The organism is Micromonospora sp. NBC_01412 (assembly GCF_045040215.1).
Classification (GTDB): domain Bacteria; phylum Actinomycetota; class Actinomycetes; order Mycobacteriales; family Micromonosporaceae; genus Micromonospora; species Micromonospora rubida.
On the sequence record NZ_CP109528.1, the window covers coordinates 4643597 to 4668455 of the forward strand.

The 24859-nt window shown below is 73.1% G+C and carries 21 protein-coding genes and 1 pseudogene; 13 read left to right on the forward strand and 9 right to left on the reverse strand.

The features are described from left to right. The first annotated feature begins 101 nt into the window (after positions 1–101). The gene (locus OG617_RS21265; RefSeq protein WP_405094792.1) at positions 102–1040 is read left to right on the forward strand and encodes a serine hydrolase domain-containing protein; all 939 of its coding nucleotides are present in this window, start codon (positions 102–104) and stop codon (positions 1038–1040) included. A 667-nt stretch (positions 1041–1707) separates the two neighbouring features. Here the strand turns inward: OG617_RS21265 and OG617_RS21270 are convergent. Then, entirely contained in the window at positions 1708–3018 is a 1311-nt protein-coding gene (locus OG617_RS21270) for a hypothetical protein (RefSeq protein ID WP_405094793.1), read from the reverse strand. Positions 3019–3322: 304 nt separating this feature from the next. On the opposite strand from OG617_RS21270, the gene rsmD reads away from it, so the two are divergent. The 8 genes and pseudogenes from rsmD (at position 3323) to mutM (ending at position 8995) form a co-directional block, all read left to right on the forward strand. After that, positions 3323–3886: a 16S rRNA (guanine(966)-N(2))-methyltransferase RsmD gene (gene rsmD / locus OG617_RS21275; protein ID WP_405094794.1), complete on the forward strand. Its 564-nt coding sequence runs from the start codon at positions 3323–3325 to the stop codon at positions 3884–3886. Further along, positions 3883–4365: a pantetheine-phosphate adenylyltransferase gene (gene coaD, locus OG617_RS21280; RefSeq protein ID WP_161687843.1), complete on the forward strand. Its 483-nt coding sequence runs from the start codon at positions 3883–3885 to the stop codon at positions 4363–4365. Before rsmD ends, coaD begins: the two co-directional genes overlap by 4 nt. Positions 4366–4587: 222 nt before the next feature. Continuing rightward, the gene (locus OG617_RS21285; protein ID WP_396675815.1) at positions 4588–5085 is read left to right on the forward strand and encodes a hypothetical protein; all 498 of its coding nucleotides are present in this window, start codon (positions 4588–4590) and stop codon (positions 5083–5085) included. Positions 5086–5194: 109 nt separating this feature from the next. Continuing rightward, entirely contained in the window at positions 5195–5758 is a 564-nt protein-coding gene (locus OG617_RS21290; protein WP_405094795.1) for a YceD family protein, read from the forward strand. A gap of 5 nt (positions 5759–5763) precedes the next feature. Continuing rightward, positions 5764–5937, forward strand: coding sequence for a 50S ribosomal protein L32 (rpmF, locus tag OG617_RS21295; protein ID WP_396675813.1), 174 nt, complete (start codon positions 5764–5766; stop codon positions 5935–5937). A gap of 114 nt (positions 5938–6051) precedes the next feature. Next, the gene (locus OG617_RS21300; protein WP_405094796.1) at positions 6052–7050 is read left to right on the forward strand and encodes a phosphate acyltransferase PlsX; all 999 of its coding nucleotides are present in this window, start codon (positions 6052–6054) and stop codon (positions 7048–7050) included. A 102-nt stretch (positions 7051–7152) separates the two neighbouring features. Next, positions 7153–7878, forward strand: a pseudogene (gene rnc, locus OG617_RS21305) (ribonuclease III); the annotation flags it as partial. Positions 7879–8137: 259 nt separating this feature from the next. After that, positions 8138–8995 carry a bifunctional DNA-formamidopyrimidine glycosylase/DNA-(apurinic or apyrimidinic site) lyase gene (gene mutM, locus OG617_RS21310; protein WP_405094797.1) on the forward strand — a complete coding sequence of 286 codons (858 nt, stop codon included), beginning with the start codon at positions 8138–8140 and terminating at the stop codon, positions 8993–8995. Positions 8996–9100: 105 nt separating this feature from the next. Here mutM and OG617_RS21315 read toward each other — a convergent pair whose 3' ends face one another. Continuing rightward, positions 9101–9946 carry an endo alpha-1,4 polygalactosaminidase gene (locus tag OG617_RS21315; RefSeq protein ID WP_405094798.1) on the reverse strand — a complete coding sequence of 282 codons (846 nt, stop codon included), beginning with the start codon at positions 9944–9946 and terminating at the stop codon, positions 9101–9103. A 143-nt stretch (positions 9947–10089) separates the two neighbouring features. Continuing rightward, positions 10090–11394, reverse strand: a complete 1305-nt coding sequence (locus tag OG617_RS21320) for a CAP domain-containing protein (protein WP_405094799.1) — start codon at positions 11392–11394, stop codon at positions 10090–10092. Between the two features lie 350 nt (positions 11395–11744). Between OG617_RS21320 and OG617_RS21325 the strand changes: the two genes are divergently transcribed. From OG617_RS21325 to OG617_RS21335, 3 genes are all read left to right on the forward strand, one after another. Continuing rightward, positions 11745–11939 (forward strand): hypothetical protein, encoded by a 195-nt coding sequence (locus OG617_RS21325; RefSeq protein ID WP_036374707.1) that lies wholly within the window; start codon positions 11745–11747, stop codon positions 11937–11939. Between the two features lie 308 nt (positions 11940–12247). Next, positions 12248–15859, forward strand: a complete 3612-nt coding sequence (gene smc / locus OG617_RS21330) for a chromosome segregation protein SMC (protein ID WP_405094800.1) — start codon at positions 12248–12250, stop codon at positions 15857–15859. Then, a complete protein-coding gene (locus tag OG617_RS21335) occupies positions 15859–16479 on the forward strand; it encodes an HAD-IA family hydrolase (protein ID WP_405094801.1) in 621 nt (206 codons plus the stop codon). The genes smc and OG617_RS21335 overlap by 1 nt, the downstream gene beginning before the upstream one ends. Before the next feature lie 25 nt (positions 16480–16504). Here OG617_RS21335 and OG617_RS21340 read toward each other — a convergent pair whose 3' ends face one another. From OG617_RS21340 to OG617_RS21365, 6 genes are all read right to left on the reverse strand, one after another. Beyond that, positions 16505–17026, reverse strand: a complete 522-nt coding sequence (locus tag OG617_RS21340; protein WP_405094802.1) for a DinB family protein — start codon at positions 17024–17026, stop codon at positions 16505–16507. A gap of 72 nt (positions 17027–17098) precedes the next feature. Beyond that, positions 17099–17596 (reverse strand): universal stress protein, encoded by a 498-nt coding sequence (locus tag OG617_RS21345; protein WP_405094803.1) that lies wholly within the window; start codon positions 17594–17596, stop codon positions 17099–17101. A gap of 8 nt (positions 17597–17604) precedes the next feature. Beyond that, positions 17605–19248 (reverse strand): MDR family MFS transporter, encoded by a 1644-nt coding sequence (locus OG617_RS21350; protein ID WP_405094804.1) that lies wholly within the window; start codon positions 19246–19248, stop codon positions 17605–17607. Positions 19249–19365: 117 nt separating this feature from the next. Next, positions 19366–19806 carry a MarR family winged helix-turn-helix transcriptional regulator gene (locus OG617_RS21355; RefSeq protein ID WP_405094805.1) on the reverse strand — a complete coding sequence of 147 codons (441 nt, stop codon included), beginning with the start codon at positions 19804–19806 and terminating at the stop codon, positions 19366–19368. Between the two features lie 259 nt (positions 19807–20065). After that, a complete protein-coding gene (locus tag OG617_RS21360; RefSeq protein WP_405094806.1) occupies positions 20066–21571 on the reverse strand; it encodes an N-acetylmuramoyl-L-alanine amidase in 1506 nt (501 codons plus the stop codon). A gap of 232 nt (positions 21572–21803) precedes the next feature. Continuing rightward, entirely contained in the window at positions 21804–23519 is a 1716-nt protein-coding gene (locus tag OG617_RS21365) for an alkaline phosphatase D family protein (RefSeq protein ID WP_405094807.1), read from the reverse strand. A 146-nt stretch (positions 23520–23665) separates the two neighbouring features. On the opposite strand from OG617_RS21365, the gene ftsY reads away from it, so the two are divergent. Continuing rightward, a complete protein-coding gene (ftsY, locus tag OG617_RS21370) occupies positions 23666–24856 on the forward strand; it encodes a signal recognition particle-docking protein FtsY (protein ID WP_405094808.1) in 1191 nt (396 codons plus the stop codon). The last annotated feature ends 3 nt before the right edge of the window (positions 24857–24859 follow it).

Here is a 24859-nt window from a genome sequence, read left to right on the forward strand (position 1 = left end):
AGCGTTGTGCCGCACACCGAGTCGACCAAGGAGCGGTTTCGCCGGCCGCGAGGGTCATCGGCGGTCCCCACCGGGGGCGCTTCCGCTCCTAGACTCGGTCGATGTCCACCCCGTCCCTCCACCGTGGAGCTGTGCTGCTGGCCCAGGGCGGCCGGCGCGCCGTCGAGCAGGTCTCCGGCCTCGCCGACGACACCACCGGTCGGCCCTGCTCCGCCCGGACCCGGTTCCAGATCGCCTCGATCAGCAAGAACATGGCCGCCGCAGCCGTCCTGCTCCTCGCCGAGCGGGGAAGGCTCGACGTGCACGACCCCGTCGATCGGTGGGTGTCGAACTGCCCGCACGCCTGGCGGCCCATCACCCTGCACCACCTGCTCACCCACACCTCGGGGCTCGGACACTGGGAGGAGTACCCGCTGCTCGACCTGGCCGGCGCGGTCGACCCCGACGAGCTGCTGGCCGGGTTCCGCGCGGTCCCACCGCTGTTCGCCCCCGGTGCGGGCTGGCACTACAGCAGCCCGGGTTACGTCCTGCTCGCCCGGGCCGTCGAGCGGGCCGCCGACCGGCCGTACCGGGACTTCCTGGCGGAGGAGGTCTTCGCGCCGCTGGGCATGACCGGCAGCTTCGCCGGCTCCGGCGCGGGACGCGCCGACGTGGCGACGGGCCACTCCGGTGGCCGTCCGGTGCACTCCTGGGACCTGGACACGGTGAACATGGGCGCAGGTGACGTCTGGTGCACCGCCGACGACCTACTGGCCTGGTTCGACGGGCTGCGGGACGCCCGGCTGCTCGCCCCCGCCTCGGTCGCGCGGATGATCACCGCTCACGTGCAGGCCGGCTCCGGGCCGCAGGCGTACGGGTACGGCTGCTTCGTCGGCCCGCTGGCGGGGGAGCGGTCGATCAGCCACTCCGGGCACAACCTCGGCTTCAAGGCGTTCGTCGCCTGGTTGCCGGGCTCCGACCGCCGGCTGGTCCTGCTGACCAACGACGATGAGAACCCAGCCTACCTAACCCTGATCGACCGACTCCTCCTCACCAACTGACCACCCCACCCACCCCACTCCAGGGCGATTGCGAAGTCGGGTGGGAGCGCTTTGATCAGGATGTCTGGGAGTCCCTGGCGTGGGTGTCGCTCCACGGCAGGTGTGTCTCCCGGTGCCTATGGAGCTGAGTCGGATACGACATCAGCCGCGCTCGGCGACCGTGAGCGACGACCCGACGGTGGTGGGTAACGCGACGGCGGTGGGTGATGCGACGGCGGTGGCCCGACCGGCGGTGATGACGTGGACGACTCAGCTCCATAGGCGCAGCGGCCCTGGCTGGGTCTGAACATCAGCGCCCGGCCTGCCGAAACCGCCCACGGCATCGACCGCCGCGCGCACAACTCTGCCCCGGCCACGGTCCCCGGGCCGACCAGGGACCGCACCCGCGACAACGCAATGACCCTGGCCCCCACCCCCGCCGCGTCCCACGCGAGGTTGCGCTCTTTCACGGAATTAGTGGCCTCCGGCGAGCACGACGCCACTAATTCCGTGAAAGAGCGCGATTCTGCGGGGCGGGGCGGGGCGGGGCGAGGGTGGGGTGGGGTGGTGGGACGTGGCGAGGGCGCGTCGGCCGGGTGGTCGACGCGCCCTCGGGTCGTGCGGTTCGGGGTGAACCCGATCAGCTCAGCGGGTCAGGTCGGCTGGCGGGTCAGGCCGGCTCAGTGGGTCAGGAGGTGAAGCGGATCCGTCGACGCCGGGCGACGACGAAGAGCATCGCGCCGGCCGCCAGCAGGGCCACCGCGCCCGCGGCAATGCCACCGGCCGCCGCGCCGGTCACCGGCAGGCCACCGTCCTGGTCGCCGCCACCGGTGCCGCCCTCGTCGCAGCCGTTCAGCGGGGCGGTCCACTTGATCGGCTCGGCGGACTCCAGGTCGCCGGTGACGGCGACGGTCAGCCCCTTGGAGGCCGGGAAGCGCACGGGCTTGTTGGTGCCCGGCTCGATGGTGACGGTCTGCGGCTTGCCGGTGCTCGGGGTGAAGGTCGAGGTCAGGCTGGCGCCGTTCTTCGGGTTCTGGACCAGCAGGACCAGCTCGTCGCAGGTGGACTCGTAGGAGGTCTCCGGCTCGCCGACCTCGGGCTCCTGGCATTCGGCCGGGGGCTGCTGGGTGCCGGTCCAGAGGCTCTTCTCGTTCGCGGTGACGGTGATCTGGCCGTCCACGGCGGCGGCGTCCAGCTCGACCTTCTCGATGCTGCGCAGGGGGACCGTGACGGCCTTGTTGTAGCCCTTGTCGGTGGTGATCACGAAGTTCGCGGCAGCGTTGCCGTTGCGGTTGATCAGGTTGAACGTGACCTTGCCGACGCAGTCGGACTCGACGACCACCTCGGGCGCGGCCTGGCAGGTTTCGCCGCCGCCGTTGTACCAGGCGTCGTCGTTCTTGCCCTTGTAGAACGCCGCGTCGCCCGTCGAATGGGAGCCGATGCCCTTGGGGCTGCCGACCTTGCGGTTGCCATAGGTCGGGCCGTCCTCGGTCAGCGGGTCGATGATCTTGTCACCGAAGACGAAGTCGACCTGGGTGTAGCAGGTGGGGACCTCGACCTTGAACTTCAGCGTCGTCCGGGTGCCCACCTCGTCCTTGGCGACCGAGGTGAACTTGTCCACCGACTTGCTGAGTACGTACTGCGGCAGGGCGAACTTCGCCGACGGGGCGACGTACGAGACCAGCGCGAAGGACTGCTCTTCGCCCGCGCAGAGCGGGCCGTTGACCAGCGTGATGCTGGCCTCGCCGCGCTTGCCGCGGAAGATGTGCGTGTACCGCGCGTCGGCGGCGCTGACGCAGCTCGGTCCCTCCGGGGCGGGCGTGGCCGGCGTCTCGCTCGCGGCCGGCGTCGGCGCGGGCGTGGTCGGCGACGACGACGGCTGCGGGGACGGGCTGGTAGCCAGCGCCGGAGACGACGCCGCGAACGCCGTGGCGAGGCCGGCCAGGGCGGCGGCGGCCACGACGATCGGCCGCCGCGGCGACAGCTTGGGACGGATCACGCGTACTCCCGGGGTGAAGAAACGTCAGGGGTGCGGCGCGGGGCAACGGCGGTCAGCGGTCGCGGCCGGGTTCGGCGCGCCCGCGACGACGCCTCCCGGCGCCGGTGGGCCGGCGGGACGCGGCCGGCACCGGCAGACCCTAGCGAGAACGGACCGGCCGGCACAGCGCACAGAAACCTCCGAGAATGATGTTATCGATTCGAGATCATTGATGCACGCCCGGTGATCGCGGCGCGACGCCCGCGGCACGCACCGTGGCGCCCTGCGGGGTCGCGTAGCGTCGGGGCATGAGCAGGAGCAGGCGGTGACCCGGATCGTGGCCGGGACGCTCGGCGGCCGGCGGATCGCCGCGCCGCCCGGCGCCGGCACCCGACCCACCTCCGACCGGGTGCGGGAGGCGCTGTTCAGCGCGGTGCAGGCCGACGTCGACCTGGCCGGTGCGCGCTTCGCTGACCTGTACGCCGGGTCCGGCGCGGTCGGGCTGGAGGCGCTGTCCCGGGGCGCGGCGCACGTGCTGCTGGTCGAGTCCGATCCCCGGGCCGCCCGCGTGGTCCGGGAGAACATCGCCGCGCTGCGGGCCGCCCCGGCCGCCCGGCTGGTCACCGGCCGGGTCGCCACGGTGCTGGCGGCCGGGCCGGACGGCGGGCCGTACGACGTGGTGTTCGCCGACCCGCCGTACGCCGTGCCCGACGCCGAGGTCACCGCGCTGCTGGCCGCGCTGGTCGACGGCGACTGGCTGGCGGCGGACGCCCTGGTGGTGGTGGAGCGGTCCAGCCGGACCGGCCCGGTCGCCTGGGTGCAAGGCGTCACCGGGGAGCGCAGCCGCCGATACGGGGAAACCACCCTTTGGTACGGTCGCCGCTCATGAGACGTGCGGTGTGCCCCGGCTCGTTCGACCCGGTCACCAATGGACACCTCGACATCATCGGGCGGGCCGCCCGGCTCTTCGACGAGGTGATCGTCGGCGTGCTGGTGAACCAGTCGAAGAGTGGCCTGTTCACTGTCGAGGAGCGGATCGACATGCTCCGGGAGGTGACGTCCTCGTACGACAATGTGCGGGTCGCGTCCTTCCGCGGCCTGCTGGTCGATTTCTGCCGGGCGCAGCAGGCCAGCGTCCTGATCAAGGGCCTGCGGGCGGTCAGCGACTTCGACTACGAGCTCCAGATGGCCCAGATGAACATGGGCCTGGCCGGGGTGGAGACGTTGTTCATGCCGACCAACCCGCTCTACTCCTTCCTCTCCTCCAGCCTCGTCAAGGACGTGGCCAAGTGGGGCGGCGACATCTCCTCCCACGTCCCGGACCTGGTCCGCGACGCCCTCCGGTCCCGCCTCACCCCGCACCCCTGACCCGTACGTCCGATCTCGTGCGACGGCCACCGGATCGCCCCGTTGCGGGCGATTCGTCGGGCCCGCGCGTGCCCGATCGGCCCCGCCGGGCGCGACACGACGCGCGCCGGACGGGGCGGACCTGCGGGCGGTGGCCCTGGCGCGACATGATGGGTCGAGCGGGAATCCGGCCGTAGCCCGCATCATGTAGGTCGGCCGACGAACGACAGGAGTGAGGTACCGGTGGACCCGCTCGATCGCATCGACGAACTGATCGCCATGGTGGAGCAGGCCCGCTCCGTCCCGATGTCGCGGAACAACTGCATGGTCGACCGGGGCGAGATGATCGCCATCCTCGACGAGATGCGCGCCGAGCTCCCCGCCGACCTGCGCCGGGCAGCCGCCCTGCTCGGGGAGCGGGACAAGATCATGGACGCCGGCAAGCGCGAGGCCGACCGGATCATCAGCGAGGGTGAGGCGGAACACGCCCGCCTGGTGTCGGTGAACGAGATCACCGTCTCGGCCGAGCACGAGGGGGCCCGGATCATCGGCGAGGCCCGGGCCGAGGCGCAACGGCTGCGCGAGGAGGTCGACGACTACGTCGACACCGCGCTGGCGAACTTCGAGCAGTTCCTCACCCGGGCGCTCGCCTCGATAGAGCGCGGCCGGGACAAGATGCACGCGCTGCGGGAGATCGGGACCTTCGGTGGGGACGAGGCGGATCGCCCGCTACCCTTCTGAGCGGCACCTCAGCAGCCGACAGGCGGGTCAGGCGTCGCCCCCGGTTCGACGGTCCGGCGGTCGCCCAGGTAACCTTTTTTGTCGGCCTCTCACCGGCCGGAGTCTGACTATGCCCAAACACTCGTCTTCATCACTCAACCCCAAGGCGCCGCTGGTCCTCGACACGAGGGAGCTGCCGCGTCGCCCTGGCGCGTTGCGTACGGTCAAGCGGGTCGTCCCGGCACCGGCGGACCTCGGCGGGGAGTTGATCGGCGTGCCGGAGGGCACCGACCTCGACCTCGACCTGAGGCTGCAGTCGGTGTCCGAGGGCGTGCTCGTCTCGGGGACCGTCAGCGGTCTCGTCCGGGGCGAGTGCGGCCGGTGCCTGCGCGAGATCAACGACTCGGTGGCCGTGAACGTCCAGGAGCTGTACGCGTACGAGGACAGCACCACGGACGAGACGACCGACGAGGACGAGGTGGGCCGGATGCAGGACGATCTGATCGACCTGGAGCCGGCGCTGCGGGACGCGGTGGTGCTCGCGCTGCCGACCAACCCGCTCTGCCGGGAGGACTGCCCAGGCTTGTGCCCCGAGTGCGGGGTGCAGCGGGACGATCTGCCGGCCGACCACAGTCACCAGCAGATCGACCCGCGTTGGGCGGGCCTGTCGCAACTGACCCGTACAGAGGAGTAAGAACCGTGGCCGTCCCGAAGCGCAAGATGTCGCGCAGCAACACCCGGTCCCGCCGGGCGAACTGGAAGGCGACCGTGGTCGCGACCGTGGCCTGCCCGCAGTGCAAGTCGGCGAAGCTGCCGCACACCGCCTGTTCCGTCTGCGGTACGTACAACGGCCGCCAGGTCATCGAGGTCTGACCTGGACGCCGAGTGACGCCCCCGACCCCAGGTCGGGTGGCGCGCGCATCCTGGCGATCGCCCGGTGCCCCGGCTTCCGCCGTCGCCGGCCGGCCCGTTCCGGCTGGCGTCCCGGTGGAGCCGGGCACCGCGCGGATCGCCGTTGACCTCCTCGGCGGGGACGAAGCTCCCGCCGTCGTGGTTGACGGCGCTCTGCGGGCCATGCGCGCCGACCCGGACCTGCACCTCCTGCTTGTCGGCCCCGCCGAGGTCGCCGACGGGCTGATCGGTGCCCTCGACCCGGTGCAGCGCATCCGGGTCACGGTCCGGCCGGTGCGGGCCGCCGTCGGCATGGCCGACCACCCCGTCGCCGCCCGCGCCGACAGCACCGTGCGGGCGGCGGTCACCGCCGTCCGCGACGGGATCGCCGACGCGGTGGTCTCCGCCGGTGCCACCGGTGCCACCGTCACCGCCGCCGCCCTGGGCCTCGGCCGCTGGCCACACGTGCGACGGCCGGCGCTGGTGGCCACCCTGCCGGCGGTCGCCGGCCCGGTGGTGCTGCTCGACGTCGGTGGCTCCCTGGAACCCGGCCCCGCCACGCTGGTCCGGCACGCCGTGCTCGGTGCGGCCTATGCGGCCGTGGCGCACGGGGTGGCCGAGCCCCGGGTCGGGCTGCTGTCCGTGGGGACCGAGGCCGGCAAGGGGGACCGGCTGCGGCGCACCGCCGATCCGATGCTCGCCGCCGTGCCGCTGCCCCACGGAGCGCGCTACGTCGGCCTCGTCGAGGGGTACGACATCGCCTCCGGCGCGCGCGCCGATGTGGTGGTGACCGACGGCTTCACCGGCAACGTGCTGCTCAAGGCGATCGAGGGCGCGTACGCGATGGCCGGCGGACCGCCCGCCAGCGGCGGCGTCCCCCGGGCGGCGGCCCTGCTGGGGGTGGCCGGGACGGTGGTCGTCTGCCACGGCGCGGCCCGCGAGGACGACGTCGCCTCCGGCATCGCCCTCGCCGCCCACCTGTGGCGTCGGCGGGCCACCGAAACGGTCTCCGCGCTGCTCGATCGTGCTCCGCAAACCCCCTCCCAGCCCGGTGACCACGCCGATCGCACCACCGATACCGAGGTGAGCCTGTGACCTCCCGTCCCGTCCCGGCCCGACCGGCCGCGCGCTCCGCGCCGACCCGGGGGGCCTGCCGCGCGCGGCCCGCCCGGTCGCGAACGAAGAGGTAACCGCATCATGATCAACGACAAGCGGCGGCGGGCCCCCGTCGGCCACCTGGAGTCCGCCTTCGGGGTCTCGCTGGACCCGGAACTGCTGGAGCGGGCCCTGACCCACCGCTCATACGCGTATGAGAACGGCGGCCTGCCCACCAACGAGCGGCTGGAGTTCCTCGGCGACTCGGTACTCGGCGTGGTGATCACCGCCGCGCTCTTCCACAACCATCCCGACCTGCCCGAGGGGCAGCTCGCGAAGCTGCGGGCGAGCGTGGTGAACATGCGCGCGCTCGCCGACGTGGCGCGCGGGCTGGGCGCGGACGGGCTGGGCGCCTACCTGCTGCTGGGCAAGGGCGAGGAGAGCACCGGCGGCCGGGACAAGGCGAGCATCCTCGCCGACACCCTGGAGGCCCTGCTCGGCGCGATCTACCTCCAGTACGGCCTCGACACCGCGGCCCTCGTGATCCACCGGCTGTTCGACCCGCTGATGGCGGAGTCGGCCGGGCGGGGCGCCGCGCTGGACTGGAAGACCAGCTTGCAGGAGCTGACCGCCGCGCTGGGGCTGGGCGTCCCGGAGTACCGGATCGAGGGCACCGGCCCCGACCACCTCAAGACGTTCACCGCCTGGGTGGTGGTCGCCGGCAACCGCTACGGCGGGGCGGAGGGGCGCAGCAAGAAGGAGGCCGAGCAGCGGGCCGCCGAGTCCGCCTGGCGGGAGCTGACCGCCCAGGCCGAGCGGGACCAGGCCGAGCGGGACGCCGCCGAGCTGACCGCCCAGGCCGAGCGTGCTGCCGCCGAGCGGGCGGCGGCCGAACAGTCATTGCCCGGAGAGCCCGGAGAGCCCGGAGAGCCCCGAGGGTCCGGAGAGCCTGGAGGGCCTGGAGGGCCTGGAGAGGCCGGGATGCCGGCGGCGGTGGGGGCGAGCGCGCCCGGCGGGGCGAACGGCTCCGCCACTGCCCCGGCCGGCGGCAGCGCGCCGGACGCCCGGGCGGCCGACGAGGCGGGCCATGCCTGAGCTGCCCGAGGTCGAGACCGTCCGGCAGGGCCTGGCCCAGTGGGTCATCGGCCGGCGGATCGCCGCCGTCGAGGTGCGCCACCCCCGGGCGGTCCGCCGCCACCTGGCCGGCCCGGCGCACTTCGCCGACGTGCTGGCCGGGCGGACGGTGCGCGACGTGCGGCGGCGCGGCAAGTACCTGTGGCTGCCGCTGGACAGCGGTGACGCCATCGTCGGGCACCTCGGCATGTCCGGCCAGCTGCTGCTCCAGCCGGCCACGGCGGCCGACGAGCTGCACCTGCGGGTCCGGTTCCGGTTCGCCGACGACGGCCCCGAGCTGCGCTTCGTCGACCAGCGTACGTTCGGCGGGCTGTCGGTCTCCGAGGGCGGGGCGGAACTGCCGGGGGAGATCGCCCACATCGCCCGGGACCCGATGGACCCGGAGTTCTCCGACGACGCGTTCGTCACCACCCTGCGCCGCCGGCGCACCGAGGTGAAGCGGGCGCTGCTCGACCAGACCCTGATCTCCGGGGTCGGCAACATCTACGCCGACGAGGCGCTGTGGCGGGCCCGGCTGCACGGCGCCCGGCCGACCGACGCGCTGACCGGGCCGACCACGCTGCGGCTGCTCGGCCACGTCCGCAACGTCCTCGGCGAGGCGATCACCGAGGGCGGCACCAGCTTCGACGCCCTGTACGTCAACGTCAACGGCGAGAGCGGCTACTTCGACCGCGCCCTCAACGCGTACGGCCGGGAGGGTGAGCCGTGCCGGCGGTGCGGGACGCCGATGCGCCGCGAGGCGTTCATGAACCGCTCCTCGTACAGCTGTCCCCGCTGCCAGCCCAGGCCCCGGGGGGCGCTCCGGGGCTGACCCTGGGCGCCCCGGAGCACCCCGACCGGCCCCGCCGCCCGGGGTGCGTCCCGTCGATGTGACGGCAGGATCGACCGCCCGGTCCGCTGCTGCTGGGCCGGGTGGTCAGGGAGCGGCCGGGCACGGTGTCCGCCATGCGTCGAGCTGGCGGTCCTTGCGCATCGAGGCGAAGCCGTACCCGACCGTGGTCACGCAGAACTCGGCGGGGTCGCCGGTGTACTCGACGTGGAACACCGGCTTTCCGGCCTCGGCGAACGGCAGCAGCTTGGCGCACCGGCGCAGCCGGACGCACTCCTCGTCGACCGCGAAGTCGAAGTCCGGCGCCAGCGCGGCCACCTGCGGCACGTCGCCCAGCAGGCCGGGGGAGAGGCTCAGCGTGCGGGCCAGCGCGGCGACCCGCCGGTTGAACAGCAACTGGTCGTCGAAGCCCAGGGGGAGGCCGGGTCGGTGGGCGTACCCGTCGGAGTCGGCCAGCGCCACCGCGCCGAAGCCCTTGCCCCGGCAGAGCCGGAACCGGTCGGCGAGGATCGGTTCCAGCATGTCCCACCGCCGGACGTCCACCCAGCGGGTGTCCGGCCGGGGGCCCGCCCCGCCGCGCACCGCCGCCGGGTACCGGTCGGCGTCCGGGTCCGTCCGGGCGTACGAGCCGACGGCGACCTGACAGATCAGCCGGCGGTCCCGGGCGCGCAGCGCCGCGGTCTCGGTGGCGGTGGTACGCACCGGGTCGAGCAGGAACACGTCCGCGTCGACCGTGGTGTCGAGCGGCCCGGTGAGCTGCCACTGCCAGCGCCAGTGCCGGGCCGAGTCGGCCGGCCACGGGGTGGGCGCTCCCGGTGGGAGCAGGTCCGCCCGGCAGCCGTACGCCGCCGTGAGCAGCATCACCGCGACGAGTGACCGCAGCAGCCGGCGCGGCCCACGCCGGACGCCGGGCGAGCGCAGCCGGATCCGCATCGGCAGCTCCCGGGTAGCTGGCGGCCCCCGGCCGCCCGGTCGGGCCCACCGCCCCCACGTACCGCCTCGGCGGGCCTCATCCGGTGCAACGAGCGGGGCCCCTGCGACGACTCGCCCGGGCCGCAGGGGTCACGACCGCCGCCTCAGCGCGGGGTGCCGAAGTCCTGCGTCCAGTACGGCCCGTCGCTGGTGGCCACGCCGACGCCGATCTCGGTGAACGAGCAGTTCAGGATGTTGGCCCGGTGCCCGGAGCTGTTCATCCAGGCGTTCATCACCGCGGCCGGGGTCTGCTGGTTCCAGGCGACGTTCTCGCCGTACGCGCGCCACGCGTACCCGACCCGGTCGAGCCGCTCGCCGACGCCGCTGCCGTCGCTGCCGTCGTGCGACATCTTCCGGTGGTCGGCCTGGTCCTGGCTGTGCGCCTGGGCGGCGGTGGTCAGCTTGCTGTTGATCTTCAGTGCGCCGCAGCCGGCCTTGGCCCGTTCGGCGTTGACCAGGTCGACGACCTGCCGGGCCTGGCTTGTGACGCCCGTCCCGGCGACGCTGCGGGACGTCGTCGCCGGGGTGCTGCGCTGGTTGCTCCGCGACGCGGCGGTGGACCGGCTGGGCTTCGGCGTCGGCATGGTGGTCCGGCTCGGCGTGGCCGACGGGCGGGCGGTGGTGGGTGAGGCGCTCGGCGAGGGGGCGGCCGGAGCGGACGTCGCGTCGGGGTCGGCCGGCGCGGCGGCGACCGGGCCGTCGGCGGCGGCCGGGTCGGTCCGCGGGTCTTCCCCGCCCGGCAGGGCCAGGGCGCCGATGCCGAGGCTGACGACCAGGGTGGCCGCCGCGGCGGCCCCGCCGATCAGCAGCGGGCGCGGGAACCGGCGGGCCGGCCGGTGCCGCCCCTCGCCGTCGGCCGGGGCGTCCCCGGCCTGGCCTCCCCGGTACGCCGTGAGGCCCGCCCGCGGCCCGCCGGCAGCCGACGCGGCGGCCCCGACGACCGGCACGATCCGGGTGCGCTCCGCGTCCCCCGGCCGGCCGGCGGGCCGCTCGTGCCACTGCCCGGTCGGTTCGTCGTGCCACGGCTCGGTCGGCTGGTCGTGCCACTGCCCGGTCGGCTGGTTGTGCCACGGCTCGGCACCGGGCTGCCACGGCTCGCCTTCCGGCCGTCGCGGCTCGCTCGCCGGCTGCCACCGGCCGGTGGGCTCCTCCCGCCAGGGCTCGTCGCCCGGCCGCTCCGGCCGGGCGGTGGGCTGCCGCGCCCACGGCCGGTCGGTGGGCTCCGCGCGGTACGGATCGGCGGCCCACCGGTCACCCGGCTGGTCCGGCTCGTCCCCGAACAGGTACGCCGACCGCGGCTCGGGCCGGTCGGTCAGCCAGGCGGGCTGGCCGGCCGGGGGTTCCTGGTGCCGGCGGGCGCCCTCCGGGTCGTTCGGGTCGTTCGAGCCATACACGCCTGTCGCCTCCACGGGTCGGTTGCGGGCTGAACCTACGGGTGCGGTGCGAGCTGCGGCAACGTGGCTAAGGAAGAGTTAAGCGAATCCGACTCGCACGGACGGCCACTTCCGGTGATCCGAGGCGTACAGTTAACGCGTCCGGACAGAGCGTGTCCGTGCCTGGTGGCAGCCCCCAACAAGTGGACCGGCAGACGTGGAGATGATCTACGGCCTGCGGGAACTTGACGAATGGCGGTTGTCGGCTCAATATGTAGGTGTCGCCAGTCGCGCCCGGTCATGCCCAGAATCGCTGGGAATGACAGCCGCGAACGAGTGGGCGCGCGTTGGCCGGCCTTTCCGGCAGCGCATATCAAGGAGTCAGTATGGCGAAGGCCCTCTACGGCCACGTAGGTGCAGCGCCCGATCGGCGTCTGCTCGACGAGGTCACCCGACTGCGGTCCAGGGTTCAGGCACTGGAGTTCGAGATCACGCGCCTGCGTGCCGAGAATGATCGGCTCGCGGCGGCTGCGGCGGAGGCGGACGATCTGCTCCGTCTGGCCGAGCCGGCGCTGACCTGATCTTCGGTTGTCGGACAACTGAATCGCACTACGCAAAATCGCGCGCCGACACTTATGTGCCGGCGCGCAGCCATGTCCGGGCCATTTCCCGGCGCCATTTCCTGATCTTGAATAATTGATCAAGGTTCGGTCCGGCGATCCGTCCGATCCGTACTGCGGATGCCCGCGCCGATCGCGACGCGCCGGTGGCGGACGGACGCCCGGGGCGGGTCGTGTGCGCCGCCTCCGGCGACGCCGGGTTAGTCTGCGGGTTCACCAGGTCCGCGCAGCCCACGACGGTCGGCGACCACCGGACGAGGATCGAGAAGGTGTATCTCAAGAGCCTGACGGTGAAGGGGTTCAAGTCCTTCGCCTCCGCGACGACGCTGAAGCTGGAGCCCGGGATCACCTGCGTGGTGGGCCCGAACGGCTCCGGCAAGTCCAACGTCGTCGACGCCATCGCCTGGGTGCTCGGCGAGCAGGGCGCCAAGGCGCTGCGCGGCGGCAAGATGGAGGACGTCATCTTCGCCGGCACCGCCGGCCGGGCGCCGCTGGGCCGGGCCGAGGTCACCCTCACCATCGACAACACCGACGGCGCGCTGCCGATCGAGTACACCGAGGTCTCCATCACCCGCCGGATGTTCCGCTCCGGCGAGAGCGAGTACGAGATCAACGGCGACTCCTGCCGCCTGCTCGACATCCAGGAGCTGCTGTCGGACTCTGGCATCGGCCGGGAGATGCACATCATCGTCGGGCAGGGTCGGCTCGACGGCATGCTGCACGCCAAGCCGGAGGATCGGCGGGCGTTCATCGAGGAGGCGGCCGGCGTCCTCAAGCACCGCAAGCGCAAGGAGAAGGCGCTGCGGAAGCTCGACGCGATGCAGACCAACCTCAACCGGCTCACCGACCTCACCGCCGAGCTGCGCCGCCAGCTCAAGCCGCTGGGCCGGCAGGCCGAGGTGGCCCGGCGGGCCGCCGCGATCCAGGCCAACCTGCGCGACGCCCGGCTGCGGCTGCTCGCCGACGACCTGGCCACCCTGCGCGCCACCCTGAACAAGGAGATCGCCGACGAGAGCGCCCTGCGCGAGCGGCGCGAGCAGGCCGAGGCGGAGCACGTCGAGGTGCAGGGCCGGCTCGGTGAGCTGGAGGCGGCGCTGGCCGAGGACGCCCCGCTGCTGGCCGCCGCCCAGGACACCTGGTACAAGCTCTCCGCGCTGTCCGAGCGGTTCCGCTCCATCGAGCAGCTCGCCCGGGAGCGGCTGCGCCACCTCAGCGCCACCAGCGACGACGAGCGCCCCGGCCGCGACCCCGACCAGCTGGAGGCCGAGGCCGAGCGGGTCCACGAGCAGGAGGAGGAGCTGCGCGAGGCGCTCACCGACGACCAGATCCGGCTCGCCGAGGCCGTCGAGCACCGGCAGGAGCTGGAACGGCAGCTCGCCGCCGCCGAGCGGGAACTGGTCGCGGCGGCCAAGGCCATCGCCGACCGGCGGGAGGGGCTGGCCAGGCTCACCGGGCAGGTGAACTCGGCGCGGGCCCGAACCACCAGCGCCGGTGAGGAGATCGACCGGCTCGCCGCCGCGCACACCGACGCCCTGGGCCGCGCCGAGCAGGCGCAGGCCGACCTCGACGCGGTGGCCGAGCAGTCCACCGAGGCCGACCGGGACAACGCCGACCTCGACGCCCGGCACGCCGAGGCGGTCGCGGTGCAGGAGAAGGCACAGGCCGCCGTCCGGTCCCTCGCCGACGCCGAGCGGGCCGCCGAGAAGGACGCCGCGACGCAGAAGGCCCGCGAGGAGGCGCTCGCCATCGGGCTGCGCCGCAAGGACGGCGCGGGCGCGCTGCTCGCCCGCGCCGACGAGGTGCCCGGCCTGCTCGGCAGCCTGGCCGGGCTGCTCACCATCGCCCCCGGCCACTCCGCGGCGATCGCCGCCGCGCTCGGTGGGCTCGCCGACGCGGTCGCCGTCAGCGGCGTCGACGAGGCCGTCGAGGCGATGCGGCTGCTGAAGATCGCCGACGCCGGCCGGGCCGGCCTGCTGGTGGGCAGCCCCGCCGGGCCGGGCATGACCGGGCCGGCCGACACGCTGCGCCCGAAGCTGCCCGAGCACGCCCGCTGGGCCCCCGACCTGGTCGAATGCTCCGCCGAGCTGCGCCCGGCCGTGCACCGCGCGCTGCGCGACGTGGTGCTGGTCGACGACCTCGCCGCCGCGTCCGAGCTGGTCGCCGGCAACCCCGAGCTGCGCGCGGTCACCGGGGACGGCGACGTGGTCGGGGCGTACGCGGCAGCCGGCGGGTCGGCCAAGGCACCCAGCTTCATCGAGGTGCAGGCCGCCGTGGAGGAGGCCCGGACCAACCGGACGGCCGCCGAGCGGGCCGCCGCCGAGCTGCGCGACCAGCTCGGCGAGGCGCGCGCCGAGGTGGCCGCCGCGAAGGAGCTGGTGCAGCACGCCGCCGCCGCGAAGCGGGAGGCCGAGAGCCACCGCAACGCCGCCGCCCGCAGGCTCGCCGAACTGGGTGCCGCCGCCCGGTCGGCGAAGGCGGAGACCGACCGGCTCGGCGACTCCCGGTCCCGCGCCGAGGCGGCCCGGGAACGTGACCTGACCGCGCTGGCCGAGCTGGCGGAACGGCTCCGGCTCGCCGAGGCCACCCCGCTCGACGCCGAGCCGTCCAGCGAGGAACGCGACCAGCTCGCCGCCATGGTGCCGCGGGCCCGGCAGAACGAGATGGAGGTCCGGCTCGCGGTGCGTACCGCCGAGGAGCGGGTCTCCTCGATCGCCGGCCGGGCCGACTCGCTGCGCCGGCAGGCCACCGCCGAGCGGGCCGCGCGGGAGCGCGCTGCGGCCCGTCGGGCCGCCCGGGCCCGGGGCGCGGACATCGCCCGCGCCGTGACCGGCGGCGCCCGAGAGGCGCTGGCCCGGCTGGCCACCTCGATCGCGCGGGCCGAGGAGCACCGGGACGCCGTGGCGCGCGAGCGCGCCACCCGGGAGGCCGAGCTGTCCGAGGTACGCGGTGCGGCCAAGCGCCTCGGCGCGGAGCTGGAGCGGCTGACCAGCCAGGTGCACCGGGATGAGGTGGCCCGCGCCGAGCAGCGGCTGCGCATCGAGCAGCTGGAGGCGAAGGCCGCCGAGGACTTCGGCCTGGACGTGGAGACCCTGGTCGCCGAGTACGGCCCACACCAGCCCGTACCGCCGACGCAGGCGGACGTGGTGGCGGCCGAGCGGGACGGGCTGCCCGTGCCCGAGCCGGTCCGCTACGAGCGCCCGGTGCAGGAGAAGCGGGCCGCCAAGGCGGAACGCGAGCTGGCCCTGCTCGGCAAGGTGAACCCGCTCGCGCTGGAGGAGTTCGCCGCACTGGAGGAACGCTTCAAGTTCCTCACCGAGCAGCTGGAGGACCTCAAGGCCACCCGCCGGGACCTGCTCACCGTGGTCAAGGACGTCGACAACCGGATCCTGGAGGTCTTCGCCAGCGCGTTCGCCGACACCGCCCGGGAGTTCGAGCAGGTCTTCACGGTGCTCTTCCCCGGCGGCGAGGGCCGGCTGATCCTCACCGAACCCGACGACCTGCTCATCACCGGTGTGGAGGTGGAGGCCCGTCCGCCGGGTAAGAAGATCAAGCGGCTCTCCCTGCTCTCCGGCGGCGAGCGGTCGCTGACCGCGGTGGCCATGCTGGTGGCGATCTTCCGGGCCAGGCCCAGCCCGTTCTACATCATGGACGAGGTGGAGGCGGCCCTCGACGACGTCAACCTGGGCAGGTTGATCACGTTGCTGGCACAGTTGCGGGAGAAGAGTCAGCTGATCGTCATCACCCACCAGAAGCGGACGATGGAGATCGCCGACGCCCTGTACGGCGTGACCATGCGCAACGGGGTGACCCAGGTGATCAGCCAACGGCTCAACCGGGCCGATGGGGACGAGCGGCGTGGCCGCGGCGAGGAGAACGAGTAGTGGGTCGGGAACGGGCGACGGCGCTCCTGGTGGATTTCGACGGCGTCCTGCGGCGGTGGGACCCGACGGTGGCCGCCGGGGTGGAGCGGGAGTACGGCCTGTCCGAGGGCGTGCTCACCGAGATCGCCATGCACTGGGGGCGGCTCCAGCCGGTGCTGACCGGCAGGGTCAGCCACGCCGACTGGATGACCAGCGTCTCCGACGCGCTGACCGACTCCTTGGGCGACCCCGAGCGGGCCCGGGCCGCCGTCGAGCAGTGGCAGCGCTACCGGGGCGAGGTGGACCCCGAGGTGCTCGACTTCGTCCGCGAGGCGCGGGCCGGCGGTATCCGGGTCGGGCTCGGCACGAACGCCACCGACCTGCTCGACGCCGACCTCGACGCGCTCGGCCTGGTCGGCGAGCTCGACGTGGTGGTCAACTCCTCGAAGATCGGGGTGCACAAGCCGGCGAAGGAGTACTTCCAGGCCGCCTGCGAGGCGCTGGAGACCCCGCCGGCCCGAGTGCTCTTCGTCGACGACGAGGACCGGGCGATCCGGGGCGCCCGCGTCGCCGGGCTGTCGGCGCTGCGCTGGAGCGACCCGGCTGACCTGCGCTACCTGCGGGCCGCGCTGGCGTACTGAAGGCGCGAGGCGATGGCCGGGTCGGTCACTCGCCGGTGCGGCCGTCGATGCGTTCGCGGATCAGGTCGGCGTGGCCGTTGTGCCGGGCGTACTCCTCGATCAGGTGCACGTAGACCCAGCGCAGGTTGAAGATCCGGGACTTCGGGCCGACCTCGGTGAAGGTCTCGTCGAGGGACCGGCCGGCGGTGGCGGCGCGGGCCAGCGCCACCTCCCGGTGGTAGGTGGCGAAGTCGGCCTCGGCGTCGGCGGCGCTGACGTCGTGGTCGGCGTCCGGGTCGTCGGGGGTGGAGTAGGGGTAGTCGACCCGCTCACCGGCGAAGTTCTCCCGGAACCACGAGGCCTCCCCCTCGGCCAGATGCCGGACCAGGCCGAGCAGGGTGAGCCCTGAGGGCTCGACGCTCGGCGTCCGTAGCTGCTCCGAGGTCAGCCCGGCGCACTTGAGCAGCAGGGTCTGCCGCTGGTAATCCAGCCAACCCTCCAGCATGGTGCGCTCGTCGCCGACGTAGGGCTCGGGGGTCCGGGTGATCTCCGGTGCTCGCCAGGTCATCGGGTCATCCTGGCCGATGCCCCCGACATTCGGCTGCGGGACTAGCCGGGGGAGGGGTGGCACGCCCTCCGATCAGGGAACGACGACCACGGGCCAGCGGCCGGTGCGGACCAGGCGGGTCGCGACGGAGCCGACCAGCCGGTGGCCGGCCTGCTCGGAGGAGCCGACCACCACCAGGTCCGCCCGGGTCTCGTCGGCCGCCGCGCACAGCTCGGCGTACGCGTCCCCGCGCCGGCACAGGAACGTGACCGGCAGGCCCAGCTCCTCGGCGGCGCGGCGGCACTCCTCGCGCAGCTCGGCGGCCAGCTCGTCGTGGGTCTGCTGGACGGACTCCGCCACCAGGCCCGGCATCATCGCCGTGTAGGGGGCCGGTGTGCTGACGAAGACCACGACCAGTCCTGCGCCCTGCCGGCGGGCCAGCCCCGCCGCGTACGAGCTGGCCCGCAGCGAGGTCCGGGTGCCGTCGATGCCGACCAGTACCACCCGGGGCCCGTCCGTGCCGCGCTCGAAGGGCAGCGGACGGGCCGCCGGGCCGTAGTCCTCCCGGTCGAGAGGTGCTCCCACGCTCATGTCGTCCCTCAGCTTCCGCCGCTGCTGCGGACCGCCGCCGCGCCGACCTCGCCGGCAGCCGCCGGCTGCCGCTCGGCCCCGTCGGCGACCGCCGACTCGCGCTCGGCCTCATCAATCGTCGGCCCGTTGTGCCGCCGCAGCGGGACCTCCTTGATGAAGCTCACCGCGATCAGCGCGATCAGCGCGAACGGTGCGGCGGCCAGGAAGACGTCGCCGGCGCCGTGGCCGTACGCGCTTTCCACGACCGTGCGGATCGGGCCGGGCAGAGCATGCACGTCAGGCAGGCCGCTGCCGCCCGAGGCGGAGGCCGGAAGGCCCAGGCCGGTGAGCCCGTCGGCGATGAAGTCCTTGACCCGGTGGCCCAGGACCGCGCCGAGGGCGGAGACGCCCACCGCGCCGCCGAGGCTGCGGAAGAAGGCCACCACCGAGCTGGCCGCGCCCAGGTCTTGCGCGCCGACGGTGTTCTGCACGGCGAGCACCAGGTTCTGCATGGTCATGCCCAGCCCGACCCCGATGATGGCCATGTAGCAGCTGAGCAGCCAGAAGTCGGTGTCGTAGCGGAGCGTGCCCATGAGGGCGAAGCCGATGGTGAGCAGCGCCGAGCCGGCGACCAGGTACCGCTTCCAGCGCCCGGTCTTCGTGATCACCCGTCCGGTCACCGTGGAGGAGACCAGCAGGCCGAGGATCATCGGCAGGGTCATCAGGCCGGACATGGTCGGGCTCTGACCGCGGCTGATCTGGAAGTACTGGCTGAGGAAGACCGACGCGCCGAACATGCCGACGCCGACCGCGATGCTGGCGACGGTGGCCAGGGTGATGGTGCGGTTGCGGAACAGCCGCGGCGGGATGACCGGCTCGGCGGCGCGGGTCTCGACCCGGATCGCCAGCGCGCCGATCAGCAGCGCCCCGACCACCATCACGGCGCTCTGCCAGGACATCCAGTCGTACTTGTCGCCGGCGAGGGAAACCCAGATCAGCAGCAGCGACACGGCGGAGGTGATCAGGGTGGCGCCCCACCAGTCGATCTTCACCTGGCGCCTGACCACCGGCAGGTGCAGGGTCTTCTGGAGCACGACGAGGGCGGCAAGGGCGAACGGCACGCCGACGTAGAAGCACCAGCGCCAGCCGAGCCAGGAGGTGTCGACGATCACGCCGCCGATCAGCGGGCCGCCGATGGTGCCGACGGCCATCACCGCGCCGAGGTAGCCGCTGTAGCGGCCCCGCTCGCGCGGCGAGATCATCGAAGCCATGATCACCTGGGCCAGCGCGGTGAGGCCGCCGGCGCCGATGCCCTGGAGCACCCGGCAGGCGATCAGCCACTCGGTCGACTGGGACAACCCGGCCAGCACCGAGCCCAGCACGTAGATCACCAGGGAGAGCTGGACCAGGGCCTTCTTGCTGATCAGGTCGGAGAGCTTGCCCCACAGCGGGATGGTCGCGGTGGTCGCCAGGAGCGTCGAGGTGACCACCCACGTGTACGCGGACTGGCCGCCGCGTAGCTCGGTGATGATCCGCGGCAGCGCGTTCGAGACGACCGTGGAGGAGAGGATCGCGACGAACATGCCCAGCAGCAGTCCGGAGAGGGCCTCCAGGATCTGCCGGTGGGACATGGCGACGCCGGTCGCCTGGCTGGGCGCTGCCGTTGAGGACATCGTGGTTGCCTCCGGTGGGGAGAGGAAAGTAGTTGCCTGGAGCAACCATCTGGTTTGGTTGCCTGAAGCAACAACCAGGCGCGAGGAGGATCCATTCCCGGCGGCGCCGGTCTCGGATCAGTCGAGGGCGTCGTTGAACCGCCGCAGGAGCTGGGCGAAGTCCTCCACGTCCTGCCTCTCCCAGCGCTCCAGAATGCGCCGGAACTCCGCCAGCCGGGACGACCGGGCGGCGTCGAACCGGCGCTGCCCCTCCGCGGTCAGGCTGAGCGGGGACGCACGCCGGTCGTCCGGGTCCGATTCCCGGCGCACCAGCCCCAGCGCCTCCAGGCTGTTGATCTGCCGGCTCAGCGTCCCCTTGCCCACCCCCAGCCGGGCGGCCAGGTCGGTCAGCCGGATGGAGTCGCACCGGCGCAGCCAGAGCAGCAGCCCGTACGCGTTCGGATCCAGGTCGGGGTGCACCTCCTTGGCGACCTCCCAGGAGAGCGTCCGCCCACGGCGCAGCAGCGCGGTCAGTTCGTGCTCCACGGCCCGCAGGGTCTCCGGCTGATGCTCGTCCACGGTGCCAGGGTACGGCGTACGGTGACCCGCCTCACGGCGGCGATGGTGAGCGTGCGTACGTCGGAGGGCCGGCTCCCGACGTACGCGGAGTGTCCCGATCGTGCTCGGGTGCCGGTGTCATCCCGCCGCCGCGGGCGGCCCATCCGCCGTGCCTCCCCCCGCGGCGGGCCCGCGACACCTCGATCGCGGTTCACTGGCGGGGAGGCGCTTTCCCGCCTTCACCCGGCGGGCCGCTCGGAGCGATTCCTGAGGTGCTTCGTCAATTCCTGCCGACGATGGTCACCTGGGCGGAGCCGTCGGGCGTGCCGGTGATGCTGACGTTGCTGCCGGCGGCGGTGGTGGGTGTGCCGACGCCGGTCAGGGGTTGGAGTCCGGTCCAGGTGCCGTTGGGGTTGCGGGTCTGGTGGTAGATGGCGTTGTCGGCGCCGACCATGAGCATCTGGGCGGAGCCGTTGGGCATTGCGGTGATGGCGACGTCCTTGCCGGCTGCGGGGGATGACGTGTTGTAGCCGCTGACGGTCTGGAATCCGGTCCAGGTGCCGTTGGGGTTGCGGATCTGGTGGTAGATGCCGCTGTCGGCGCCGACGATGAGGATCTGGGCGGAGCCGTCGGGCATTCCGGCGATGCTGACGCGGTTGCCGGCGGCGGTGGTGGGTGTGCCCATGCCGGTCAGTGGCTGGAGTCCGGTCCAGGTGCCGTTGGGGTTGCGGGTCTGGTGGTAGATGGCGTTGTCGGCGCCGACCATGAGCATCTGGGCGGAGCCGTTGGGCATTGCGGTGATGGCGACGTCCTTGCCGGCTGCGGGGGATGACGTGTTGTAGCCGCTGACGGTCTGGAATCCGGTCCAGGTGCCGTTGGGGTTGCGGATCTGGTGGTAGATGCCGCTGTCGGCGCCGACGATGAGGATCTGGGCGGAGCCGTCGGGCATTCCGGCGATGCTGACGCGGTTGCCGGCGGCGGTGGTGGGTGTGCCCATGCCGGTCAGTGGCTGGAGCCCGGTCCAGACGCCGTTGACTTTGCGGATCTCGTGGTAGACGCCGCTGTCGGCGCCGACGATGAGGACGTGGGCAGAGCCGTCCGGCATCCCGGCGATCGCCATGTCGCGTGCCTGGCCGGGGGCTGTCGTCCCGTAGCCGGCCAACGGTTGGAACCCCGTCCACGACCCGTCCGGGTAGCGCGCCTGGTGGAACATCGGGCCGTTGTTCGGGTTGGGGGCCGGGCCGCCGGCCATGGCGGCTGCGACGTCGCGGCGCATCGCGTCGAGGTCGATGAAGGAGGGGTCGATCTTTCCGGTGGTGCTGGTCTCGCGGTGGCCCCGGGCATAGCTGGCGTCGCGGCCCAGTCTGCGGAGCACCGCGGCGGTGGCGGCGACGGACGCGGAGTACTGGGCTGCGGTCATCGACTGGTTGACGCCGTTGTAGTCGATCTCCCACCCGATCAGCATCGTGTTGCCGCTGCCCACGGGGATGGGCCCGCTGCCCCGGCTGTTGCCGGCGTGGTTGGCGCGGTTGGCGGAGATCAGGTGGAACACGCCGTTGTAGTCAACCAGCGCATGACACAGCGGACCGGGCAGGTCGGATCGGCCGCTGATGCAGACGCCCAGTGCCGGTGCCGGTCTGCTCGGGCTGGATGTGGCGGCGGTGTGATGCCACAGCACCCCGATCGGGGCGAACGAGCCGCTGACACCCCGCGAACGCCAGTCCCCTTCCTCGACAACCGCGACGCCGGCCGCTCGCAGAACATCGGCAAGCCAGGGAATCCCCATGCAATTCTTCCTTCCCCCCAAGGGGTGACCGTGCCCTCACACGGCAAGGGCAAGAGTGTCCTGACGGAACACGGGAAGATCATCGCTGTTGAATGTCTCGTTTCGGCATCAACTGCGCAGCCGCCGCGAGTACGGGCAGGCCGACCACGCACGGAGCGGAACGGGGCAAAGTCGCGGTTCGATGCCTCACGTGGCCGCTCGGCTGCCGAAACCCCACGCGGTACGGCGGAGTTCAGTCGGCGGGCGTGAGGCGCTGCCGCATCACCTCACGCAGGTGGCCCGCGCTGGTGGTGCCCTCGATGGTCACCTCGGCCGTTCGCCCCGCGTGCACCAGCGTGGCGACCGCGTTGCCGAAGTACGGCCCGGCCAGCCGCTTCCACCGCAACGGTGGGCGGCGAACCCCGGCGGTGCGGGCGAGGGCCCGGGTGGCCCCGGCCGGTCCGGACGACCAGCCCAGCTTCATCAGCGGGCGCATCCCGGCGGGCACCTGGTTGTGGATGGGCGAGCAGGTGAGCTGGTGCACCGGGGTGACCACGTCCGGGTCGTCGAACCGCGCCCGCGCCACGTACGAGTGGTGCACGTCGCCGGAGAGCACGCTGATCGACGCCGGTGGCGCGTACGCCGGCCCGGCCCCGACCCGCTCGCCGGGCTCGCCGGGGGTGCCGGTGCCGATGCGGGCGAAGAGGGCGCCGAGCGCGTCGAACGAGCGGCGGAACGCGGCCCAGTGCTCCAGGTCCAGCGCCCGGCGCAGCTTCTCCGACAGCCGGGCGACCCGGCGCTGTCGGGAGTCGGCGAGCTTCTCGTTCCACGCCTCCACGTGGTGGATGCCCGGCGGCAGCAGCCAGGGCAGGGACGCGCCGACCACGAGATGGTCGTAGACGCCGTGGGCCCGGTCGAGGAACCACGACCACTCGCCCGGGGGCAGCATCGCCCGCTGGTCGGGCTCCAACACCCGGCTGCACCGGTTGTCCAGCATGACCAGCCGGGTCCGGCCCAGGTCCAGCGCGTAGCTCCACTGGTACTGCACGGCCCGCCACCGCTCCGTGTCGTGGGCGAGGTCGGCCTCGGTGTCGACCCGCTGCCCGAACTCGCGCAGCACGCCGGTGGCGTCCCCCGCCGCGTTGACCCTGGCGAAGACCGGGTCGGCGGCGATCTCGTCGGGGGAGAGGTTGCCCAGGTGCTGGTAGACCCAGTACGAGGCGAGGCCGCTGCTGATCCGCTCCGCCCACCAGGGCTGGTCGCGCATGGCGGCCCGCCACGCGGCCGAGGTGTTCCAGTCGTCGATGATCTCGTGGTCGTCGAAGATCATCACGCTCGGGACGGTGGAGAACAGCCAGCGGATCTCCGGATCCCGCCACGACTCCAGGTAGAGCTTCGTGTACTCGTCGAAGCTGACCACCTGGTCGCCCGGCGCGTCCTTGGGCCGCCGACGGCGCCGCTTCAGCAGCCGCCGGACCGTGGGGGAGGTCACGTCGGCGTAGACCTGGTCGCCGAGCAGCACCAGCAGGTCGGGCTGGCCGGCGGCCTGGTCCGGCTCGGCCATCAACCGCCGGGCGTACGCGTCGAGCGCGTCCGGGGGCAGCTTGCGGGCGGTCGAGTGCTGGGTGGTCTCCCGGCAGGAGCCGAACACCAGCCGCACCGGCTGGTCCCGGTCGTCGGCTGCCCGGGTGCGGATCAGGCTGGGCGGGAAGCCGCCGTCCGGCTCCGGCCAGGCCACCTCGTCGTCGACCAGCACCTCGTACGCCGTCGTGCTGCCCGGGGCCAGCCCCTCCACCACCACGAGCGCGTAGTGGTGGTCGTACGCCGAGAAGGTGGCCGCGGTGCCCTCGGCGCCGTCGGCCGTGCGGACCCGGACCGTCGCGGGCGCGCTGGTCTCCACCCAGACCGTGGCCCGCGTGCCGACGACCCGGCGCAGCAGCGGGCCGATGAGCAGGCGGGGAGCCGGCATGAATGACCTCCAGGGTGAGCCGATCTCATCATTTCTACCCGGTCGGCGGCTGCGCCAGCCACGGCTGGGCGAGCGTACTCGCAGCTCGCACGCCGGCCAGGTGCGGTGGCTGGGACGCCGCCGCCGGCATCTGACAGGATTTCGGCATGAAGGAATACCTCCTCATCGCGCTCGCCCTGCTCGGAGTGCTGATCCTCGGCGGCCTCGGGCTGGTGGTGCCACGGCTGCGCCGGCGCCCCGAACCGCCGCTGCCGGAGACGGAGGTGGACACCCGGGCCGAGGAGGACCTCGCCGGGCCGCCCGTCGAAGCCCCCGAGTCCGACCTCTCCACCGGGATCCTGGTCGAGCCGCCGCCGGTGGTGGAGGCGCCCGCGCCCACCGTCGAGGTGCCCGAGCCGACCGCCGGCCGGCTGGTCCGGCTGCGCTCCCGGCTGTCCCGCTCGCAGAACGCCTTCGGCAAGGGCCTGCTCGGGCTGCTCTCCCGCGACCACCTCGACGAGGACGCCTGGGAGGAGATCGAGGACAGCCTGATCACCGCCGACGTCGGCATCGACGCCACCCGGGACATCGTCGACCGGCTCCGGGAGCGGACCCGGGTGCTCGGCACCCGGTCCGCCACCGAGCTGCGCGCCCTGCTCGCCGCCGAACTGGTCAACGCCCTCGACCCGAGCCTGGACCGGTCGCTGCGGACCGCCCCGAAGGAGGGCGTCCCGGCGGTGCTGCTGGTGGTCGGGGTCAACGGCGCCGGCAAGACCACCACCTGCGGCAAGATCGCCCGGGTGCTGGTCGCCGACGGCCGTACCGTGCTGCTCGGCGCGGCCGACACCTTCCGTGCCGCCGCCGCCGACCAGCTGGAGACCTGGGGCGGCCGGGTCGGCGCGGAGACCGTCCGCGGCCCGGAGGCCGCCGACCCCGCCAGCGTGGCCTTCGACGCGGTCAAGCGGGGCATCGACACCGGCGTGGACACCGTGCTGATCGACACCGCCGGTCGGCTGCAGAACAAGGTCGGCCTGATGGACGAGCTGGGCAAGGTCAAGCGGGTGGTCGAAAAGCACGGCCCGATCGACGAGACCCTGCTCATCCTCGACGCCACCACCGGCCAGAACGGCCTGGAGCAGGCCCGGGTCTTCACCGAGGTGGTCAACGTGACCGGTGTGGTGCTGACCAAGCTCGACGGCACCGCCAAGGGCGGCATCGTGATCGCCGTGCAGCGCAAGCTCGGCATTCCGGTCAAGCTGGTCGGCCTCGGCGAGGGCAAGGACGACCTGGCCCCGTTCGACCCGGCGCAGTTCGTCGACGCGCTGCTCGGCACCGAGCCGCTCGCCCGCGACGCGTAACCT

Bases quoted from the DNA above. Each gene is read 5' to 3' on its own strand.
- OG617_RS21325 (WP_036374707.1), top strand. From the start codon at position 11,745: ATGGCGAAGGCCCTCTACGGCCACGTAGGTGCAGCGCCCGATCGGCGT.
- ftsY (WP_405094808.1), top strand. From the start codon at position 23,666: ATGAAGGAATACCTCCTCATCGCGCTCGCCCTGCTCGGAGTGCTGATC.
- OG617_RS21340 (WP_405094802.1), bottom strand. From the start codon at position 17,026: ATGACCTGGCGAGCACCGGAGATCACCCGGACCCCCGAGCCCTACGTC.
- mutM (WP_405094797.1), top strand. From the start codon at position 8,138: ATGCCTGAGCTGCCCGAGGTCGAGACCGTCCGGCAGGGCCTGGCCCAG.
- OG617_RS21360 (WP_405094806.1), bottom strand. From the start codon at position 21,571: ATGGGGATTCCCTGGCTTGCCGATGTTCTGCGAGCGGCCGGCGTCGCG.
- OG617_RS21365 (WP_405094807.1), bottom strand. From the start codon at position 23,519: ATGCCGGCTCCCCGCCTGCTCATCGGCCCGCTGCTGCGCCGGGTCGTC.
- OG617_RS21290 (WP_405094795.1), top strand. From the start codon at position 5,195: ATGCCCAAACACTCGTCTTCATCACTCAACCCCAAGGCGCCGCTGGTC.
- OG617_RS21350 (WP_405094804.1), bottom strand. From the start codon at position 19,248: ATGTCCTCAACGGCAGCGCCCAGCCAGGCGACCGGCGTCGCCATGTCC.
- coaD (WP_161687843.1), top strand. From the start codon at position 3,883: ATGAGACGTGCGGTGTGCCCCGGCTCGTTCGACCCGGTCACCAATGGA.
- OG617_RS21315 (WP_405094798.1), bottom strand. From the start codon at position 9,946: ATGCGGATCCGGCTGCGCTCGCCCGGCGTCCGGCGTGGGCCGCGCCGG.
- OG617_RS21265 (WP_405094792.1), top strand. From the start codon at position 102: ATGTCCACCCCGTCCCTCCACCGTGGAGCTGTGCTGCTGGCCCAGGGC.
- OG617_RS21345 (WP_405094803.1), bottom strand. From the start codon at position 17,596: ATGAGCGTGGGAGCACCTCTCGACCGGGAGGACTACGGCCCGGCGGCC.